The 18594-nt window shown below is 73.8% G+C and carries 17 protein-coding genes; 7 read left to right on the forward strand and 10 right to left on the reverse strand.

Annotated features, from left to right (window positions below; genetic code table 11):
* Window positions 1-307 precede the first annotated feature (307 nt).
* The 3 genes from ACIA79_RS05950 to ACIA79_RS05960 are packed head-to-tail and all read right to left on the reverse strand — an operon-like array spanning window position 308 to window position 3602.
* A complete protein-coding gene (locus ACIA79_RS05950) occupies window positions 308-1270 on the reverse strand; it encodes an acyl-CoA dehydrogenase family protein (RefSeq protein ID WP_399427130.1) in 963 nt (320 codons plus the stop codon).
* An 8-nt stretch (window positions 1271-1278) separates the two neighbouring features.
* A complete protein-coding gene (locus ACIA79_RS05955; protein ID WP_399426921.1) occupies window positions 1279-2412 on the reverse strand; it encodes an acyl-CoA dehydrogenase family protein in 1134 nt (377 codons plus the stop codon).
* Window positions 2412-3602, reverse strand: coding sequence for an amidohydrolase family protein (locus ACIA79_RS05960; RefSeq protein ID WP_399426922.1), 1191 nt, complete (start codon window positions 3600-3602; stop codon window positions 2412-2414). The genes ACIA79_RS05955 and ACIA79_RS05960 overlap by 1 nt, the downstream gene beginning before the upstream one ends.
* Window positions 3603-3724: 122 nt before the next feature.
* On the opposite strand from ACIA79_RS05960, the gene ACIA79_RS05965 reads away from it, so the two are divergent.
* The gene (locus tag ACIA79_RS05965) at window positions 3725-5233 is read left to right on the forward strand and encodes a class I adenylate-forming enzyme family protein (protein WP_399426923.1); all 1509 of its coding nucleotides are present in this window, start codon (window positions 3725-3727) and stop codon (window positions 5231-5233) included.
* Between the two features lie 17 nt (window positions 5234-5250).
* Here ACIA79_RS05965 and ACIA79_RS05970 read toward each other — a convergent pair whose 3' ends face one another.
* Both ACIA79_RS05970 and ACIA79_RS05975 read right to left on the reverse strand, forming a co-directional pair.
* The gene (locus tag ACIA79_RS05970; protein WP_399426924.1) at window positions 5251-5778 is read right to left on the reverse strand and encodes an EF-hand domain-containing protein; all 528 of its coding nucleotides are present in this window, start codon (window positions 5776-5778) and stop codon (window positions 5251-5253) included.
* Window positions 5779-5810: 32 nt separating this feature from the next.
* The gene (locus ACIA79_RS05975; protein WP_399426925.1) at window positions 5811-6194 is read right to left on the reverse strand and encodes an STAS domain-containing protein; all 384 of its coding nucleotides are present in this window, start codon (window positions 6192-6194) and stop codon (window positions 5811-5813) included.
* Between the two features lie 195 nt (window positions 6195-6389).
* Here ACIA79_RS05975 and ACIA79_RS05980 point away from each other — a divergent pair, with 195 nt between their 5' ends.
* Both ACIA79_RS05980 and ACIA79_RS05985 read left to right on the forward strand, forming a co-directional pair.
* Window positions 6390-6953, forward strand: a complete 564-nt coding sequence (locus ACIA79_RS05980; RefSeq protein ID WP_399426926.1) for a sigma-70 family RNA polymerase sigma factor — start codon at window positions 6390-6392, stop codon at window positions 6951-6953.
* Window positions 6950-8284 (forward strand): zf-HC2 domain-containing protein, encoded by a 1335-nt coding sequence (locus tag ACIA79_RS05985; RefSeq protein ID WP_399426927.1) that lies wholly within the window; start codon window positions 6950-6952, stop codon window positions 8282-8284. Before ACIA79_RS05980 ends, ACIA79_RS05985 begins: the two co-directional genes overlap by 4 nt.
* 83 nt (window positions 8285-8367) lie before the next feature.
* Here ACIA79_RS05985 and purU read toward each other — a convergent pair whose 3' ends face one another.
* Both purU and ACIA79_RS05995 read right to left on the reverse strand, forming a co-directional pair.
* Window positions 8368-9219, reverse strand: coding sequence for a formyltetrahydrofolate deformylase (gene purU, locus ACIA79_RS05990; RefSeq protein ID WP_399426928.1), 852 nt, complete (start codon window positions 9217-9219; stop codon window positions 8368-8370).
* Between the two features lie 46 nt (window positions 9220-9265).
* On the reverse strand, window positions 9266-9712 hold the full coding sequence (locus ACIA79_RS05995; protein WP_031073047.1) for a hypothetical protein: 447 nt from the start codon (window positions 9710-9712) through the stop codon (window positions 9266-9268).
* A 169-nt stretch (window positions 9713-9881) separates the two neighbouring features.
* Here ACIA79_RS05995 and ACIA79_RS06000 point away from each other — a divergent pair, with 169 nt between their 5' ends.
* Window positions 9882-11171 carry an ABC transporter substrate-binding protein gene (locus ACIA79_RS06000; protein ID WP_399426929.1) on the forward strand — a complete coding sequence of 430 codons (1290 nt, stop codon included), beginning with the start codon at window positions 9882-9884 and terminating at the stop codon, window positions 11169-11171.
* Window positions 11172-11231: 60 nt separating this feature from the next.
* On the opposite strand, the gene ACIA79_RS06005 is transcribed toward ACIA79_RS06000, so the two are convergent.
* Window positions 11232-12635: a hypothetical protein gene (locus tag ACIA79_RS06005; protein ID WP_399426930.1), complete on the reverse strand. Its 1404-nt coding sequence runs from the start codon at window positions 12633-12635 to the stop codon at window positions 11232-11234.
* Between the two features lie 136 nt (window positions 12636-12771).
* Complete coding sequence (locus tag ACIA79_RS06010; RefSeq protein WP_399426931.1) at window positions 12772-14154, reverse strand: transcriptional regulator; 1383 nt, start codon at window positions 14152-14154, stop codon at window positions 12772-12774.
* A 303-nt stretch (window positions 14155-14457) separates the two neighbouring features.
* On the opposite strand from ACIA79_RS06010, the gene ACIA79_RS06015 reads away from it, so the two are divergent.
* From ACIA79_RS06015 to ACIA79_RS06025, 3 genes are all read left to right on the forward strand, one after another.
* Window positions 14458-15153 carry a bifunctional DNA primase/polymerase gene (locus tag ACIA79_RS06015; protein WP_399426932.1) on the forward strand — a complete coding sequence of 232 codons (696 nt, stop codon included), beginning with the start codon at window positions 14458-14460 and terminating at the stop codon, window positions 15151-15153.
* A 118-nt stretch (window positions 15154-15271) separates the two neighbouring features.
* Window positions 15272-16060, forward strand: a complete 789-nt coding sequence (locus ACIA79_RS06020) for an ABC transporter ATP-binding protein (RefSeq protein WP_399426933.1) — start codon at window positions 15272-15274, stop codon at window positions 16058-16060.
* A complete protein-coding gene (locus tag ACIA79_RS06025) occupies window positions 16057-17646 on the forward strand; it encodes a transporter (RefSeq protein WP_399426934.1) in 1590 nt (529 codons plus the stop codon). Before ACIA79_RS06020 ends, ACIA79_RS06025 begins: the two co-directional genes overlap by 4 nt.
* A 6-nt stretch (window positions 17647-17652) precedes the next feature.
* Here the strand turns inward: ACIA79_RS06025 and ACIA79_RS06030 are convergent, their stop codons facing one another.
* The gene (locus ACIA79_RS06030) at window positions 17653-18522 is read right to left on the reverse strand and encodes an alpha/beta fold hydrolase (protein WP_399426935.1); all 870 of its coding nucleotides are present in this window, start codon (window positions 18520-18522) and stop codon (window positions 17653-17655) included.
* Window positions 18523-18594: the final 72 nt, after the last annotated feature.

Here is an 18594-nt window from a genome sequence, read left to right on the forward strand (position 1 = left end):
ACACATCGCCTCGCGCCTCACAGCGACCACAGCCGAAACAGTCGTCACTGAACGTGATTTCCCTGTGGGACAGCATGGTTGACGTACAGTCACCGCAACAAGCGCTTCGGGCATATTCCAGCGCAAGGGAGTACGCCTGGGGCATACTGTGCGACGCACGCTGCGGGGAGTCGAACAGGGGCGCGCTTCAGCACGGGAACACCCCGGTCCGGTCAGCACTCGCATCCCACGGAGAGTACCGGAGCGGGATGCCCGCGACGGGCCGTGACGGGTGCGCCCAAGGACACAACCCGGTATCGACGCGCCGTCACTCGCTGTGAGCGGCGGCGTCCGGCCGGAGCCCGGCCGCGCACACCTCCTCCGCCGCCCGCGCCGTCATCCCGCGCTCCGCCCGCACCCACGCGCGCTTGAGGTGCAGGTGGACATCGGCCTCCCAGGTGAAGCCCATGCCCCCGTACACCTGGAGGCAGTCCCGCGCACCGCGCACCGCGGCCTCGTCGGCCAGCAGCTTGGCGGCGGCGACGTCCACCGGATCACCGGTGACAGCCGCGGCGTACACCGCGGCACGGGCCACCTCCACCCGCACCAGCATGTCGGCACACAGGTGCTTGACCGCCTGGAAGGCCCCGATGGGCGACCCGAACTGCTCCCGGTCGCACGCGTACCGCGCCGCCAGCTCCGTCGTCCGCCCCGCGCTGCCGAGCTGCTCGGCGGCCGTGAGCAGCACGGCGGTCACGGCCACCGCGTCCGTCGCGTCCGCCCAGCCCGTCCCGGCCGTCGCGTGAGCCGTGCCCGTCGCCTGAGCCGTGCCCGTCGTACGGGCCCGGCCCGCCGGGAGGCGGTGGAGCGGCGTCAGAGGGTCCACCGAGCGGACCGGTTCGGCGCCCGTGGCGTCGCCCTCGACGACGTCGGCGGCGTCCAGCCACTCCACCAGCTCCCCGGTCACGGCCGAGACGACCGCCTCCCCCCGCCCGGCGCCCGGGATCCGCCCCGCCGCCAGGTGCGTCGCCACCAGCGGCCCCGGCAGCAGCACCCGCCCCGCCTCCTCGAAGGCCAGCACCGCCTCCGGCAGCCCGAGCCCGGCCCCGCCGTCCGCCTCCGGCAGCCGCAGCGCGAAGAAGCCGGCCCGCCCCAGCTCCCGCCACAGACCGCGGTCGAGCGTCCCCGAATCCACCGCCGCCCGCAGCGCGTCCCTCCCGAACCGCTTCGCCAGCACCTCGCGCACACCGCGCCGCAGGGTCCTCTGGTCGTCCGTCAGCCGGAAGCGCACGGCACCGGTCACCTGCCCTTCGGGAGGCCGAGGATCCGCTCGGCGACGATGTTCCGCTGGATCTGCGAGGTCCCGGCGGCGATGGTGTACGAGAGCGAGGAGAGCCGGTCCGCCGTCCACGCGCCGTCCAGGTCCAGGCTGCCGGGCCCCAGCACCTCGGCCGCCGCCTCGTACAGCTCCTGCCGGGCGTGCGAGTAGCGCAGCTTGAACACCGAGCCGCCGGTGCCGGGCACCGCGCCGGCCGCCTCCGCCTCGCTGACGTTCCACTGCGTCAGCCGCCACAGGGCACGGAACTCGGCGGCCAGCCGTCCGAGCCGGCGCCGCAGTGCGTCATCGGCCCAGCGGCCGTTCCCGCGCGCCTCGCGGGCCAGCTCGCCGAGCACCCGGCGGCAGGCGACGACCTCGCCCGCGAAGGCGGTGCCCCGCTCGTACGAGAGCGTGACCATCGTGACCCGCCAGCCGTCGTTCTCCTCCCCCACCCGGTGGGCCACCGGCACCCGCACCTCGTCCAGGAAGACCTCCGCGAACTCCGCCGGCCCGGCGAGCGTGCGCAGCGGCCGCACCGTCACCCCGGGGGCGTCCATGGGCAGGGCGAGCCAGCTGATGCCCCGGTGCCGGGGGGCGTCCGGGTCCGTCCGCACCAGCAGCTCGCACCAGTCGGCGACCTCCGCGTGCGAGGTCCAGATCTTGCTGCCGGTGACCACGTACGCGTCGCCGTCCCGCCGCGCGCGCGTGCACAGGGACGCCAGGTCCGAGCCCGCGCCGGGCTCGCTGAACCCCTGGCACCACACCTCGTCGCCCCGCAGGATCGGGCCGAGCCACCGCTCGCGCTGCGCGGCCGTGCCCTCCGCCGCGATCGTGGGCCCGGCGTGCAGCAGGCCGACGAAGTTGGCGCCCACGTACGGCGCTCCGGCGAGCTCGGTCTCCTCCAGGAAGATCAGCCGCAGGGTCGGGGAGGCCCCCCAGTGGACGTCCGCGTACCCGGCGTCGTACAGCATGCGCTGCCAGCCGGTGTCGTACGCCCGCCGGGCCGGCCAGTCGTCGGGGGCGGGCTTCGGCGGCAGGGCCGGCAGGGCGCCGACGAGCCAGCGCCGCAGCCGGCGCCGGAAGTCCTCCTCGGCCTCGCCGTACGCCAGGTCCATCAGTCGAGGTCCAGGCCCAGCATGCGGATCGCGTTGCCGCGCATCAGCTTGTGGACGGTCTCGTCGTCCAGGCCCGCCACGTGGTCGAGGGCCACCTCCTTGGTGTGCGGGAAGGTGGAGTCGACGTGCGGGTAGTCGGTCTCGAAGGTGGCGTTGTCCCGGCCCACGACGTCGAGGGACGCGATGCCGTGCTTGTCGCGGAAGAAGCAGCAGAAGACCTGCCGGTAGTAGTACGTGGACGGGGGCTCGGGCACCAGGTCGCGCACCCCGCCCCAGGCGCGGTGCTCCGCCCACACGTCGTCGGCCCGCTCCAGGGCGTAGGGGATCCAGCCCATCTGGCCCTCGCTGTAGGCGAGCTTCAGCCGCGGGAACCTCACCAGGACGCCGCTGAAGAGGAAGTCCGTCATCGACGCCATGGCGTTGTTGAAGCTGAGCGACGCCTGCACGGCGGGCGGGGCGTCCGGGGAGGCCGCCGGCATCTGCGAGGACGACCCGATGTGCATGTTGACGACCGTGCCGGTCTCCTCGCACACCGCGAAGAAGGGGTCCCAGTAGCCGGAGTGGATGGAGGGCAGTCCCAGGTACGGGGGGATCTCGGAGAAGGTCACCGCCCGCACGCCGCGGGCGGCGTTGCGCCGGACCTCCGCGACGGCGAGGCCGATGTCCCAGAGGGGGATGAGGCAGAGCGGGATCAGCCGGCCGCCGCTGTCGCCGCACCACTCCTCCACCATCCAGTCGTTGTACGCGCGGACGCAGGCCAGGGCCACCTCCTTGTCCTTGGCCTCGGCGAAGGTCTGGCCGCAGAACCGGGGGAAGGTGGGGAAGCACAGGGACGCCTCGACGTGGTTGAGGTCCATGTCCTCCAGCCGCGCCTTCGGGTCCCAGCAGCCGCGCCGCATCTCCTCGCGGGTGATCCCTTCGAGGGTCATCTCGTCGCGGTCGAAGCCGGCGGCGGCGATGTTGCGCTTGTACGGGAACTGGAGGTCCTCGTAGATCCACCAGTCCGCGGGCGGGCCGTCCGGGTCCATCGTGATCCGGTACGCCCCGCCGACGTAGGCGAGCTCGCCGATGCCGGCCGTCAGCGGCTTCGGGCCGCGGTCGCGGTACTTCGCCGGCAGCCAGGTCTCGAAGAGGTGGGGCGGCTCGATCACGTGGTCGTCGACGCTGATGATCCGGGGCAGGTCCGGCATGACGCCTCCCGTTTCTGATGGGCCGTCAGATATGAGCCTAACCCCGGCCCCCTGGACCGACAAGGCGCGCCGCCCTACGCTCACCGCACCGATCTGACATTCCGTCAGCCGAGGAGGGCGCCGTGCCGCCGGACACCCCGCACACCCTGGACGCCTCCACGACCCTGTGGGAGCTCGTCGAACGCCGGGCGCGGCTCACCCCCGGCCGGCCCGTCCTCCTCCAGGGCGGACGCACCCTCACCTTCGCCGGGCTGCGCGACCGCGCCGAGCGGACCGCGGCCGGGCTGTGGCGGATGGGCGTCCGGCCCGGGACGGTCGTCGGCTGGCAGCTGCCCACCCGGATCGAGACGGTGGTGCTGTGCGTGGCGCTGGCCCGCCTCGGCGCGGTGCAGACCCCGCTGATCCCCTTCTACCGGGACCGCGAGGTGGGCTTCGCCCTGCGCGCGTCCGGGGCCGCCTTCTTCGCCGTGCCCGGGCCGGGCCCGTGGCGCGGCTTCGACCACGGCGCGATGGCCTGGCGGATCGGCGCGCGCGGTGTCTTCGAGGCGTATCGGAGCCTCCCGGACGACGACCCGGCCGTCCTGCCCGCCCCGCCCGCCTCGGGCACCGACGTCCGCTGGGTGTACTGGACCTCGGGCACCACCTCCGACCCCAAGGGCGTCCTGCACACCGACCGCTCGCTCCTCGCGGGCGGCGCGTGCCTCGCCCACGCGCTGCGCCTGTCCGGGGACGACGTCGGCTCGATCGCCTTTCCCTTCGCGCACGTCGGCGGGCTGGACTACCTGGTGATGCTGCTGCTGTACGGCTTCCCCGCCGTGCTCTTCGAGACGTTCGCCCTGCCCGGCGCGCTGGCCGAGTACCGCGGGCACGGCGTGACCACGGCCGGCGGGTCCACCGCCTTCTACTCGATATTCCTCGCCGCGCAGCGCGCCCTGCCGCCGGGCCGGAAGCTGATCCCCACGCTGCGGCTGCTCGCGGGCGGCGGCGCGCCCAGGCCGCCGGAGCTGTACCACGCGGTCGTCCGGGAGATGGGGTGCCGGCTCGCCCACGGGTACGGCATGACCGAGGCCCCGATGATCACCATGGGGTCGCCGGACGACACCGACGAGAACCTGGCCACCACCGAGGGCAGGCCCCCGGCCGGGATGGAGATACGCATCGTCGACGGGGAGGTCCGGCTCCGCGGCGAGGCGGTGTGCCGCGGCTACCTCGACCCCGCGCAGACCGCCGCGGCGTTCGACGCCGACGGGTTCCTGCGCACCGGTGACCTCGGGCACCTCACCGGCTCGGGGCACCTGGTGCTCACCGGGCGCCGCAAGGACGTCATCATCCGCAAGGGCGAGAACATCTCCGCCCGGGAGATCGAGGACCTGCTCCACCGGCACCCGGCGGTCCGGGACGTGGCGGTGATCGGGCTGCCGGACGCCGCGCGCGGCGAACTGGTGTGCGCGGTCGTGGAGCAGCCCGACGGCGCCGCCGGGCTCACGCTGGAGGACGTCACCGCCCATCTGCGCGCCCAGGGTCTCTCCGTGCACAAACTGCCCGAACGGCTCGAAGTGGTGGACGCGCTGCCCCGCAACGACACCCTGCGCAAGGTGCTCAAGTACCGGCTGCGGGAGCGGTTCTCCTGAACCGCCCCCGGCCGCTGTCAGCCGTGCGGATGGTTCTCGGTCATGCAGTAGCGGGCGAAGGCGGTGACCGCCTCCTCCTCGTCGACGCATCCGCTGCGGTCCACGTCCAGCGACTCCGCCGCGAGCGCCGCGGTGTGGGAATCGACGCCCAGCGCCCGCAGGGCCCGCTCCAGCTCCGCCACCTCCGTACGGCCGTCGCCGTCCCGGTCGGCGACCGCGAGCACGGCACGGACGAAGGGGCGGGCGATCTCGGCGAACCGGTCGGGGTTGTCGCGCAGCCGCTTGACGGCGCCGCCGACGAACTCGCCCCGGGTCACCCGCTGGTCGCCGTCCACGTCGGCGATGCCGGCCAGGCCCTGCCAGAAGGCCTCGGCGCCGCCCGACAGGGCCTGGCCCTTGTCTGAGCGGAACGGCGTGCCGAACGCCTCCAGCAGCCTGGAGGCCGCGGTGGTGAAGTCCTCGCGGGAGATATACCCGTTGCCGTCCTGGTCGAAGGCGTCGAACCGGGCGGCGATCCGGCGCTCGTACAAGTCCTCTGCGTCCATGACCGGGAGGGTACGTCGCGCGGGGTGCGCCGTCACGCGGAGAGCGGTTCCGCCCCGTCGGCGGTGGCCGACTCCAGGTCGGCGTACACGGCGAACAGCCGCCGTACGCCGAGGGCGGCGAGGACCCGGTTGACGTGCGAGCCCTCCCCCGTGGCGGCGCCCTGGGCGGGGAGTATCAGGCGCAGCCTGCCGCGGCAGGAGTGCAGCAGACGGCGGGCGGCGATGAGCACGCCGACGCCGCTGGAGTCGCAGAACCGCACCCGGGACAGGTCCAGGACCACGTCGTGGCGGCCGGCGGCGACGGCGTCGTGGACGTGCCGCCGCACGACGGGCGAGGTGACCAGGTCCAGTTCCCCGCTGATGCGCAGCACGGACCAGGCGCCGTGCTCGGCTGCGTCCACCGTGAGCGTCGTCACGCGCGCACCTTTCGTCAGGGAACCGCCAGGTTCGCCGAACCCGAGGCGTCGAATGCTTTCGCGGGCTGCTGCCCCACCGCCCCGCCATGAAACACCATTCCCGCGGTGTGGGGTTTTCCTCCCCAAAGAGAGGTACGCGGCCGGTGCGCCCACTACATTCGAGAGGGTCGGGTCGGCGGACTCCGGAGGCTCCGTATGGCGAAGGACACACCACCGCGCTGGGACCGCAGGATGCAGCAGCGCCTCGCGCGCGGCGAGGCCGCGGCGCTCGGTGAGCTGTACGACCGGTTCGCCTCGCTCGTGCACAGCACCGCGCACCGCGTGCTGGACGACGAGGAGGCCGCCGACCAGGTCACGCGCGAGGTGTTCGGCTACGTGTGGGAGAACCCCGACGCGTACGACCCGCGCCGCGAGGGCTCCCTGCGGTCCTGGGTAGCCCGGCTCACCCGCAGCCAGGCCGTGCACCGGCTGCGCCAGGCGGAGGCGGCGGCGTTCACCGAGCGCGGCGGGGGCACGCAGGAGGAGCTGGAGCAGAAGGTCCGGCGCGCGGCGGCGGCCGCCCGCGCGGACTACATCGTCCAGTCGATGCCGACGCCGCTGCGGCAGGCGCTGGAACTGGCGTACTTCCAGCGCCGCGACTACCGCCAGACCGCGGTGGACCTCGGGGTGACGGAGGACGAGGCGCGGCGCCGGCTGCGGCTGGGCCTGCAGCTGCTGTCCACCGCGAACACCCGGCCGGCGGACGGGCGGACGCCGTGACCGGGCCCCTGGACGGCGGCGGCGGCCGGGACGGCGGGGAGGACGAGGTGCGGGGCGCCCGCCGCATACCGGCGCCGCGGCGGGCCGTCGACGACTTCGACCCGATGCCGCCCGCGCCCGCTCCGGAACCGGAACCGGCGTCCGGACCGGCGTCCGGTCCGGCATCCGAACCGCGGCCGGGCGCCGCGGCGGCCCGGACGCCGCCGGTCCTGCCGCACACGGTCCTGAAGTCCCTGCTGGGCGCGTGGGCGCTCTCGGCGTGCTCGGCCGAGGAGACCGCGGCCGTCGAGGATCACCTGACCGAGTGCGCCCCGTGCGCGGACGAGGCGCTGCGGCTGCGCGACGCGGTGGCGCTGCTGCACCACGAGCGCGATCTGGACCTCGATCCGCTGCTGCGGTCGCGGGTGCTGGAGAACTGCCTGGGCCGCCGCCCGGCCCGTATCCCGGTGCCGGACTGGGCCGGGCCGTACGACGCGGAGACCGCGCGGCTGGACGCGCTGCTGCGGGACATCGCGGACGCGGAGTGGCACGCCCCGGTGCGGCTGAAGTGGTTCGACGGCGAGGGGGCGGTCAGCCGCCGGACCACCGTGGCCGGGGTGATCGGCCACCTCCTCGCGGTGGACGGCCTGGTCGCGTCGGCGCTCGGGCTGGGCGACCCGCTGGCCGCCGGGGACGCGGGCGCACCGCCGGGACCGGCCGCGCCGGTCGTCCCGACGGACCGTACGGAGGCGTACTGGCGCGCCGCGCACCACCCGCCGACGCGGACGATCCGCGAGCCGTGGCGCGAGCAGAGCCACACCCTGATCCGCACGGTCTCGTTCGCGGGCCGCGGGGTGGCGGAACTGTCCGTGTCGTACGGCGACTTCGCCCTGCCGCTGCGGGACTCGCTGCTGGACCGGGCCTTCGAGTGCTGGGTGCACGCCGAGGACATCGCGAACGCCGTGGACTACCCGTACGAGGCGCCCAGCGGCGCGCATCTGCACGGCATGATCGACCTCGCGGCCCGCCAGTTGCCGGCCGCGCTCGCCGACCGCCGGCGCGCGGGGCTCGCGGCCCCGCCCCGGCACCTGGTCGCGGCGGGCTCGCCGGGCCGCTCGCTGCACCTGGAGGTCGAGGGCTCGGGCGGCGGCCACTGGTACATCGCCCTGGACTCCCCGGCGGCGGTCGGCACCCCCGACGAGACCGTCGCGCAGGTGGCCCTGGACGCGGAGGAGTTCTGCCAGCTGGTGGCGGGCCACGTGCCCCCGGAGGAGGCTGCCGCGGGCCAGGACGGCGACCGGGAGGCCATCAAGGACGTCCTCTTCGCCGCCGCCTCGCTGAGCCGCATGTAGCGGCGGCGGCGCCGGAGCGGGTTCGCGCCGGGCCGGGGTTCGCGCCGGGCCGGGGTGGCGGCCGCTCGGGTGCGCGCGCCGCCTCAGCCGAAGACGACGGTGCGGCGGCCGTTCAGCAGGATGCGGCGTTCCGCGTGCCACTTGACCGCGCGGGCCAGCGCCTGGCACTCGACGTCCCGGCCGATCGCCACGAGCTGCTCGGGGGTGACCCGGTGGCCGACCCGCTCGACCTCCTGCTCGATGATCGGGCCCTCGTCGAGGTCGGCCGTGACGTAGTGGGCCGTCGCGCCGATCAGCTTCACACCGCGCGCGTGCGCCTGGTGGTAGGGCTTGGCGCCCTTGAAGCTCGGCAGGAAGGAGTGGTGGATGTTGATCACGCGGCCGCTGAGCTGCTTGCACAGGTCGTCCGAGAGGACCTGCATGTACCGGGCGAGCACCACCAGCTCGACGTTCTCGCCGCGCACCAGCTCCAGCAGCTCGGCCTCCGCCTGCGCCTTGGTGTCCTTGGTGACCGGGATGTGGTGGAACGGGACGTCGTACGAGGCGGCGAGCTCCGCGAAGTCCGTGTGGTTGGAGACCACGCCCACGATGTCGATGGGCAGCGCCCCGATCCGCGTGCGGAACAGCAGGTCGTTGAGGCAGTGCCCGAACTTCGACACCATCAGCACCACCCGCATGCGCTCGTCCGCGCGGTGGATCTGCCACTCCATGCCGAAGGAGTCCCCGACCGCCGCGAAGCTGGCCCGCAGCTTCTCCACCGTCACCGGCGCCTCGGCCGAGAAGTGGACCCGCATGAAGAACAGGCCCGTGTCCCCGTCCCCGAACTGCTGACTGTCCTCGATGTTGCATCCCGTGATGAAGAGGTAGCTCGACACGGCGTGCACAATGCCCTTTTTGTCCGGGCACGAGAGGGTGAGGACATACTGGTCAGTCATCCTCGCAGGATGCCACATTCGGGCGACACCCCGGCCCGAGGGTCCGTCAGGCGGACCGGGTCATGATCCGCAGCACGTCCAGCGACCGCGGCGGCTCGTCCGGGTCCTCCCCGTCGTTCGCCGCCAGCCGCACGTGCGCGTCCCGCGCCGCCCGCACCGCCTCCGGCCAGCCGTGGTGCGCCATGTAGTCCGTGACCGGGGCGTCCGGTCCCACCTGATGCATGATCCGCAGCACCCGCAGCACGGCGACGTCCACCAGCGCGGCCTCGGCCGAGTCCCGGAATATCGTCCCGACGTACTTCTCGGCGGACCAGTTGTCCAGCCACGTGTCCTCGACCAGCCGGTACACGGCGTCGGTGACGTCCCCGTACCCCTCCCGGCCGGCCAGCCAGCACTCCTGGTGGAACACCGGGTCCGAAAGCATGTGCAGCGCCGAGCGCACATTGCTGCGCCAGCGCCACCAGGGCATGTCATTGAGCGGCATGCCGCCCATGGTGGAGGAGCGACGGCCGCGACGGGAAGAGTTCACGGAACTGGACACGTTTCGATCGTACGTTCCCCTCCGGTACGGGTGGACCGCACCCCGCAATTCACCTCCTCGTCACCCAGCGTTGAACCTTCCTCACAACCGCGTTACCCATGAGGCGGAAGTGTGCGTGAACATGACCGGTAGCGGTAGCGGTAACGGCAGGCCCAGCACGCGACGTTTCCCCAGGACCCTCCCCTCCCGGGCCACGACGGCACTTGTCTCGGCCTGTCTCCTCGCCGGCTGCGGAGCCCTCCCTGGAGCCACGGGGGGCTCCAGGGAGCCCGTCACGGTGATGACCTGGGCGCCGGAAGGCACCCGCGCCACCAACATGCCCGGAATGCCCGCCATGGCGGAGGCGTACGCCCGCTGGGTCAACGCCCGCGGCGGCATCGACGGCCACGAGCTGCGCGTCCTCACCTGCAACGAGCGCAACGATCCCGGGGGCGCCGCCGACTGCGCCCGCCGCGCCGCCGAGCAGAAGGTGGTCGCGGTCGTCGGCTCGTACAGCCAGAACGGGAGGGCCTTCATGGCCCCGCTGGAGGCGGCCGGCATCCCCTACATCGGCGGGTACGGCCTCACCGACGACGAGTTCACCAGCTTCCTCTCCTACCCCGTCAACGGCGGCCAGCCCGCGCTGCTCGCGGGCAACGGCATGCAGCTCGCCGACGCCTGCGAGCGGGTCTCGCTCGTCCGGCCCGACTCCGTCAACGGCGACAGCCTCCCCCACCTCCTCAACTCCGGCCTCGCGCACCGCAGTCACGGCACCGCGGCCGACATCCCGGCCGCCGAGGACGCCGGCGAGTACACGGCCACGGCCCGGCAGTCCCGCAACCGGGCGGGCGACGCGGGCGGCTGCGTCACCGCCGCCCTCGGCGAGCGCACCGCGAACTTCTTCGACTCCTTCCGCCGCCTGCCGCCCGACGGGCGCTCGGTGAAGGTTTCCTCGGTCCTCGGCAGCGTCGACCAGCCGCTCGTGGACCGCACCGGCGGCGCCAGCAGCCCCTTCGAAGGGGCCTACATCACCGGGTGGTACCCGGAGGCGGACGATCCCCGCTGGGACGCGATGAAGCAGGTCATCCGCGAGCACGCCTTCGACGACGACCGGATCGACCCGGCCGACGCGGGGGTCCAGACCACCTGGATCGCCTACACCGTGCTGCGCCGGGTGATCGAGGCGCTCGGCACCGACGACATCACCGCGAGCGCGATCGCCCACGCCCTCGACCGCGGCGTCAAGGTCGACACCGGCGGCCTCACACCCCCGCTGCGCTGGCGCTACGAGGACATGCTCGGCACGCCCGGCTTCCCGCGCATAGTGAACCGGGACGTCACCTTCCAGGTCGTGCGCCAGGGACGCCTCGTCGCCCAGAAGGACGGCTTCGTCGACACCGGTCCGACGCTCAGCAGCCTGTCCACCGCCTGAGGCACGCCGACGGCCCGGCCGCCGGCCCGGAGCCGGATCGAGCTCGGAGCTGGGTCGGACTCAGAGCTGGGTCGGCTGCCGCAGCGTCAGACCGTAGCTGGTGGCGATCTTGTTCCAGAGGGCGGACGCCTGCTGCTTGGCGGCCGTCGCCTCCCCGCTGGCCCGGTTGGCCTGGGCGGTGTGGCTGGTGGTGCGCGCCTGGCCGCCCTTGCAGCCCTTCTTGCTGTCGACCTGCTTGGCCCAGATCGCGTAGTGGTCGTCGGCGGACGCGGACGCCTGCCACGCCTTCGTGAGGGACGCGGTCAGCGTGGTGTGGTCCGGCAGCTTGTCGACCTGCATGGCCTGCAGCTTGGTCACCAGCCCGCGGCGCTGCTTGGCGGCGTCGAGCAGATCGGTGGCCGCCTGGTCCAGGCTCTTGCACCGCTTGATGTTCTCGACGGAGCGGATCACCGCGGCCCGGCTGTCGTTGCTCTCGGCGAGCAGCTTGTCGAGCGCCTCCGCCTGCGTCCGGACCGGGTCGGCGGCGGTCGGTGCCCCGCTGCCGCCGGGCGCCGGTGAGCTCGCCGCGGCGACATCCGTGGTGTCCTTCTTGGCGTCGGGGTTGTCCCCGCCGCCGCTGAGCAGCGCCCCGGCGCCGAGGCCGACGACGGTGCAGCCCACGATGACCGCGGTGATGAGCGTCACCTTCGCCGACCGCCGCGGCGCGGGCCGCTGCGGCTCGTCGTACTGCTGCTCGTACGACTGGTGCTGTTGGTGCTGTTGGTGCTGTTGGTGCTGTGGGTACTGCTGCTGCGGCGCGTCGTAGCGCGGCATGTGCTGTGTGGCGCCCGCGTCGCTGCGGAAGAGGCTGTCGAACTCCGCGGGCGGCTGGCGCTCGTCCGGGGTGCCGGGCCGGATGCCGTACGGCGCACCGGTCGGCTGCGGCGGCACGGGCGGCAGGTACTGGGTGGCCTCGGCGTCACCCCCGGCGGGCGGCGCCACCGGGCCGGGGTGCCCCGCGACCGGCGGTATGTACTGCGTGGCGTCGGCGTCCGCCCCCGCCGGAGCGGACGCCGCCCCGGCGGGCATCTCCGGCGGCAGCGGCTGGGCGACGGTCCCGTACTGCTGGTGCTGCGACGGCTGGTGCTGCTGCGGCTGCTGGTGCGCCTGGTGCTGCTGTCCGAGCGGCGGCTGCGCGTGCGGCTGCTGGTGCTGCTGCGGGTACTGCGCGGTGGCCGGGTACTGCGGGTAGGCCCCCGGCTGCTGCGGCTGCCCGTGGTCGCCCGGCTGCGCCTGCCCGCCGCCGTCCGGAGGACCCCATGGGCCGCCCCACGGCCGGCCGCCGGCCGGACCGGCACCCGCGGGTCCCGCGCCCTGGCCGCCCGCGCCCCAGGTCTCGCCGCCCTCGGCGGGCAGCACGACACCTTCGTGCGCGGGCCGCGCCGCCGGAAGGTGCGGCTCCTGACCCTGTCCGCTCTGCGTCACCGGGACTCCTACGTGTGTACCTACGGAATCGTCGGTTCACGCTACCGGGTGACTCCCGGCCCGCGCACACGTGTGTGGCAGCAGTAACAAGAACCTCCTTCAGGACGCTGTTGAGGGGCGGACCGAACACAAGACCCTAGGCGGCCTGGACGTCCAGACGGGCGCCGAACTCCCGCACCGACGGCTCGTTCGCGTACGGCTCCAGGCGGCCCTGGAGGTCGTCCAGGTACTCCGCGCCCCGCGTCGAGCGCAGGGTGCCCAGCAACTCCACCGCGCGCGTGCCCGTGTGGCAGGCCAGCTCCACCTCGCGCTGCTGCGCCTGGGCCGTGGCCAGCAGCACCAGCCCGATCGCGCGCCGCCGCGCCCGCGTCTCCGGGTGGCCGTCCAGCGCCTCGCGCGCCGCCCGAGCCAACAACTCGGGCTCTCCCAGGTCGCGGTGACAGTGCGCCAGTTCGTCGGCGAGGTACGCGTGGTCGAAGTGGGCGATCCACGCCGGGTCGTCGCCCGCGTCCGGGTCGGCCCGGTCCATCGCGGCGACCGCGCGGCCCGCCACCTCCCGGCACAGGCGCGCGTCGCCGAGCAGCGCGTACCCGCGCGCCTCGGCCGCCAGGAACATCGCCTCGGCCCGCGGTGTCACGTGCCCCCGCGCGCCCTCCTGCGCGGCCCGCGCCAGTTGCGCGATCTCCCGCGGGTTGCCGAGCTGGGCCGCCAAGTGGCTCATGGACGCGGCCAGGACGTACCCGCCGTACCCGCGGTCCCCGGCCGCCTGGGCGAGCCGCAGCGCCTGGATGTAGTACCGCTGCGCCAGCCCCGGCTGCCCGGTGTCCACGGCCATGTACCCGGCCAGCTCGGTCAGCCGGGCCACCGCCGCGAAGAGCCGGCGCCCGACGGCGTCCCGGTACGAGCCCGACAGCAGCCCGGACACCACACTGTTGAGGTAGTGCACGACGACGGGCCGCACGTGCCCGCTGCCGAACCGGTGGTCCAGGTCCACGAGCGCGTCCGTCATCGCCCGTACGGCGTCGACGTCCGACGCCCCGACCCGGGCCCCGGCCTGCCGCGCCACCTGCGGGTCGGCACCCGTGATCAGCCAGTCGCGGCTCGGCTCGACCAGCGCCGAGGCGGCGACCGTCGTGCCGGAGAGGAAGTCGCGCCGGCCCACGTCGCTGCGCCACAGTTCGCAGACCTGCTCGATGGCGCCGAGCACCGTCGGCGCGAACTGCAGGCCCACGCCCGAGGCGAGGTTCTTGCCGTTGGCCATGCCGATCTCGTCGATCGTGACCGTACGCCCCAGCTTGCGGCCCAGCGCCTCGGCGATGATGCCGGGTGCCCGTCCCCGCGGCTGCTGGCCGCGCAGCCAGCGCGCCACGGAGGTCTTGTCGTAGCGCAGGTCGAGTCCGCGCTCCTGCCCGACCATGTTGACGCGGCGGGCGAGCCCGGCGTTGGAACACCCCGCTTCCTGGATGAGAGCCTGCAGCCGTTCGTTCGGCTGTCGGGCGACGAGCGGCCTCGCTGCCATGACTACCCCCTGTTGCCGCGGTGATCAGTCGCCTGATCACTGCCCGGCGAATATGCGGAGAATGCGAAAAGTTGACGTCGGATCGCTGACATGTGCCGAAACATCGCGCCATGACGTGCAATGACGGGAGACTGCCATATTCATGGCATGTCGCCCACCCGACTGTGGCTACCCGCGGACTGCTCCCCGCCCTCCCGCGCGCCCCCGCCCGTGCATCCATGCGCCCCGGATGCCGAATCGATGCTCCTCCGCCTCTCTGTCCGCCCCCCGTAACCCGTCGTGGGGCCGGTAGTTGAGCTGTCCGTGGAAGAGACCATCGGAGTCACGGAAGCCGCACAGATCCCCAAGCAGCGAGGTGAGCAGCTGCTGGACAGCGCCGTGCGGTATGCGGAAGAGCGGCACTGGGACGTGTTCCCCGGCACCTGGCTGGAGCCGGTGGACGGTGCGGAGCGGTGCTCCTGCGGCGACGCCGCGTGCCCGGCGCCCGGCGCGCACCCGGCGAGGCCGGACTGGGCGACCCAGGCCACCGGCAGCGCCGTCGCGGCCCGCCGCATGTGGGGAAAGCAGCCCAGGGCCTCGATCCTGCTGCCCACGGGACGCACCTTCGACGCGCTGGACGTCCCCGAGTCGGCGGGGTTCCTGGCGTTGGCGCGGATGGAGCGGATGGACCTCACCCTCGGCCCGGTCACCTGCACCCCGGCCCGCCGGATGCAGTTCTTCGTCCTGCCGGGCGGCGCCGCCAAGGTGGCCGACCTGGTGCGGAAGCTGGGCTGGTCCCCGGCCTCCCTCGATCTGGTGGCGCTGGGCGAGGGCCAGTACGTGGCGGCGCCGCCGACCCGGGTGGGCGGGCACGGCGCGGTGCAGTGGGCCCGCCGTCCCACACCGGCGAACCGCTGGCTGCCGGACGCGGAGGAGCTGATCAGTCCGCTGGCGTACGCGTGCGGACGCGAGGCGGCCGCCGCCCGGGAGGCCGCCGCCGCACGGGCCCGGAAGGGCTGACCCCTCGTTCCCTGCGGGCGCACCGGCGCGTCCGTAGGCTGGCTCCCGTACGACCGTACGACCGTGCCCCGTCGGCCGATCGGCGGGGACGGAACGGGGACCAGGGGAGACAGTGAGCATGCCGGACCATGTGCAGGGAGCCGCGCCGGCCGTTCGGGTCGAGGGGCTGTGGAAGCGGTTCGGCGAACAGGTCGCCGTCGCCGGGATCGACCTGTTGCTGCCGGCGGGCCGGTTCATCGGGCTCGTCGGGCCGAACGGCGCGGGCAAGACCACGACGCTGTCGATGGTGACGGGGCTGCTGCGGCCCGATCAGGGCCGGGTCGAGGTCGTCGGCCACGACGTGTGGCGCGATCCGGCCGAGGTGAAGGCCCGGATCGGCGTGCTGCCCGAGGGGCTGCGGCTGTTCGAGCGCCTGTCGGGCCGCGAACTCCTCGCGTACACCGGGCGGTTGCGGGGGCTGCCGGGCGACGAGGTGGACAAGCGGGCGGCACAGCTGCTGGACGTCCTGGACCTGGCGGGGGCGCAGCACAAGCTGGTCGTGGACTACTCGACCGGTATGCGCAAGAAGATCGGGCTGGCGGCGGCGCTGCTGCACAACCCGGAAGTGCTGTTCCTGGACGAGCCGTTCGAGGGCGTCGACCCGGTGTCGGCGCAGACGATCCGCGGGGTGCTGGAGCGGTACACCTCGTCGGGGGCGACGGTGGTGTTCTCCAGCCATGTGATGGAGCTGGTGGAGTCGTTGTGCGACTGGGTCGCGGTGATGGCGGCGGGCCGGATCCGGGCGCAGGGCACGCTGGCGGAGGTGCGCGGCGGTGCCCCGTCGCTCCAGACGGCGTTCCTGGAGCTGGTGGGCGCGCAGGGCCGGGACGCCGGTGAGTCGCTGGACTGGCTGGGCGGTGGCCGGTGATCGCGGTCTTCGTACGGCTGAAACTGTCGCTGCTGCGCAACGGGCTGCGGCAGTCGGCGGGGCGGGCGGCCGCGTACATCACGTCCGTGGTGCTGACCGTGCTGTGTGCGGTGGGGCTGCTGTTCGGCCTGGTGCTGCTGCGCGGCGCGGAGCGGGCGGACTCGGTGGTGGTGCTGCTCACGGCGGTACTGGCGCTGGGGTGGGCGGTGATGCCGCTGTTCTTCCCGAGCGGGGACGAGACGCTGGATCCGACGCGGCTGGTGATGCTGCCGCTGCGCCCGGGGCCGCTGGTGCGGGCGTTGCTGGTGTCGTCGCTGGTGGGCATCGGACCGCTGTTCACGCTGTGCCTGGGGATCGGTGCGGCGGTGGCCCTGGCGCGCGGGGCGGCGGCGGTGGTCGTGGCGGTGCTCGCCGTGCCGCTGGTGCTGCTGGTGTGCGTGGCGCTGGCACGGGCGGTCGCGGCGGCGAACATCCGGCTGCTGACGTCGCGCAAGGGGCGGGATCTGGCCGTGCTGAGCGGTCTGGTGATCGCGGTGGGCATCCAGGTCGTCAACTTCGGTGTGCAGCGCCTCAGCCGGACGGGTGGTCTGTCGGCGCTGGATCCGGTGGCGGACGTGGTGCGGTGGATCCCTCCAGCGTCGGCGGTCGGCGCGGTGGACGCGGCCGGCGAGGGTGCGTACGGCGAGGCGGCGGCCGGGCTGCTGCTGTCGGCGGCGGCCCTGGGCGGCCTGTTGTACGGGTGGCGGCGCAGCCTGGTGAAGCTGATGACGGCGCCGGACGGTTCGACGCTGGCGGCGGCCTCCCGCCCGTCGCGGCGGGAGACGGCGGCGTCCTCCGGCCCGGCGGGGCGGCTGTGGCCGCAGGGGCGGGCGGGCACGGTGATGCAGCGCAGTCTGCGCTACGTGCTGCGGGACCCCAAGACCAAGGCGGCGTGGGTGACGTCGCTGGCGGTCGGCCTGATCGTGCCGCTGTTCAACGCACTGCAGGGCACGGGCTCGGTCTACTTCGCGTGCTTCGCGGCCGGGATGCTCGGCATCCTGATGTACAACCAGTTCGGGCAGGACACCTCCGCCTTCTGGATGGTGGCGATGACGATCTCCGCGCCCCGCGACGCCTACGAGGAGCTGCGGGCGCGGGCCGGGGCGCTGCTGGTGATCACGCTGCCGTACGTGGTGCTGGTGTCGGCGGCGACGGCGGCGCTGCTGGGCGACTGGGAGGCGCTGCCGGACGCGCTGGGGCTGTCGTTCGCGGTGCTGGGCGCGATGCTCGGCACGGGGGCGGTGGCGTCGGCGTACTTCCCGTACTCGATCCCGCAGGACAGCGGCTACAAGAACGTGGCCCCGGGGCAGGCGGGGCTGGCGTGGATGTCCCTCGGCGGCGGACTGCTGTCGGCGGCGGTGCTGAGCTCCCCGCTGATCGCGCTGACGGTCGCCCTGCACCTGGCCGGCGCCACGTACTGGCTGTGGCTGCTCCTTCCGCTCGGCACGCTGTGGGGCGCGCTGCTCACCTGGGCGGGGCTGCGGATCGCGGCACCGCGGACGGCGGCGCGGCTGCCGGAGATCCTGTCGGCGGTCAGCAAGGGCTGACCGCCGTCAGGGCGTCATGACGCTGTCGAGGAACGGCTCCACGGCGGCGCGCCAGCCGTCCGGCCGGTCGTAGTGGACGAGATGGCCGGCGTCGGCCACTTCGGCGTACTGGCCGCGCGGCAGGACCCGGACCATTTCCTGGGCCTCCGCGCGGCCCAGTTCGCCGTCCAGGCCGCGGACCACGAGCGTGGGGCAGCGGACCTGGGCGAGGAAGTCCCAGTGGGCGTCGTGGACCCAGGTCTCGCGGGAGACGAGCATCTGGCGGCGGGAGAAGACGGGGTACCAGCCGTCGGCCCGCTCGGCCATCACCTCGGCGAAGAACTCGCCGCGGGCGGGGCTGGGGCGCTCCAGCCGGGGGTCGTCCTCGCCGAACCACTTGCGGACGTCGGCGAGCGTGGCGAACGGGACGGGCCAGGAGCGGAACCACTGCTCCCACTCGCGCTGGGACGCGGCGCCCAGCGCGGAGGCGCGCATGTCGCAGATGACGAGGGCGCGGACGAGGTCGGGACGCTCGGCGGCGAGCTGCCAGGCCGTCAGGGCGCCCATGGAATGGCCGATCAGGACGGCGGGCGCGAGGCCGAGCTGCTCGACCGCGGCGGCCGCGTCCGCGACGTACGCCTCGCGGGTGAAGGGGCCCTCGGCGGGCTTGTCGCTGCGGCCGTGCCCGCGCTGGTCGAGCGCGATCGCACGGTGCCGCTCGGCGAGCCAGCGGGCGGTGGGGGCCCAGTGGGAGGCGCGGCCCATCAGGCCGTGGAGAAGCAGGATCCCGGGGGCCGCCCGCGCGGGCTCGGCGCCCTGCTCCTTGGGCGGGTCGGCGAACTCCCAGGCCGCGAGGCGTAAGCCGTCGGCTGCGGTCAGGTCGATGCGGCGCACCATGTGTCCTGGCACCCCCTTCTGTCTCGTGCCGATGCCCAGACTATCGAACCCATATTCGAAAACCGGGTTCTG

It is taken from the genome of Streptomyces sp. NPDC051310 (assembly GCF_044455245.1).
In the GTDB taxonomy this organism is placed as follows: Bacteria; Actinomycetota; Actinomycetes; order Streptomycetales; family Streptomycetaceae; genus Streptomyces.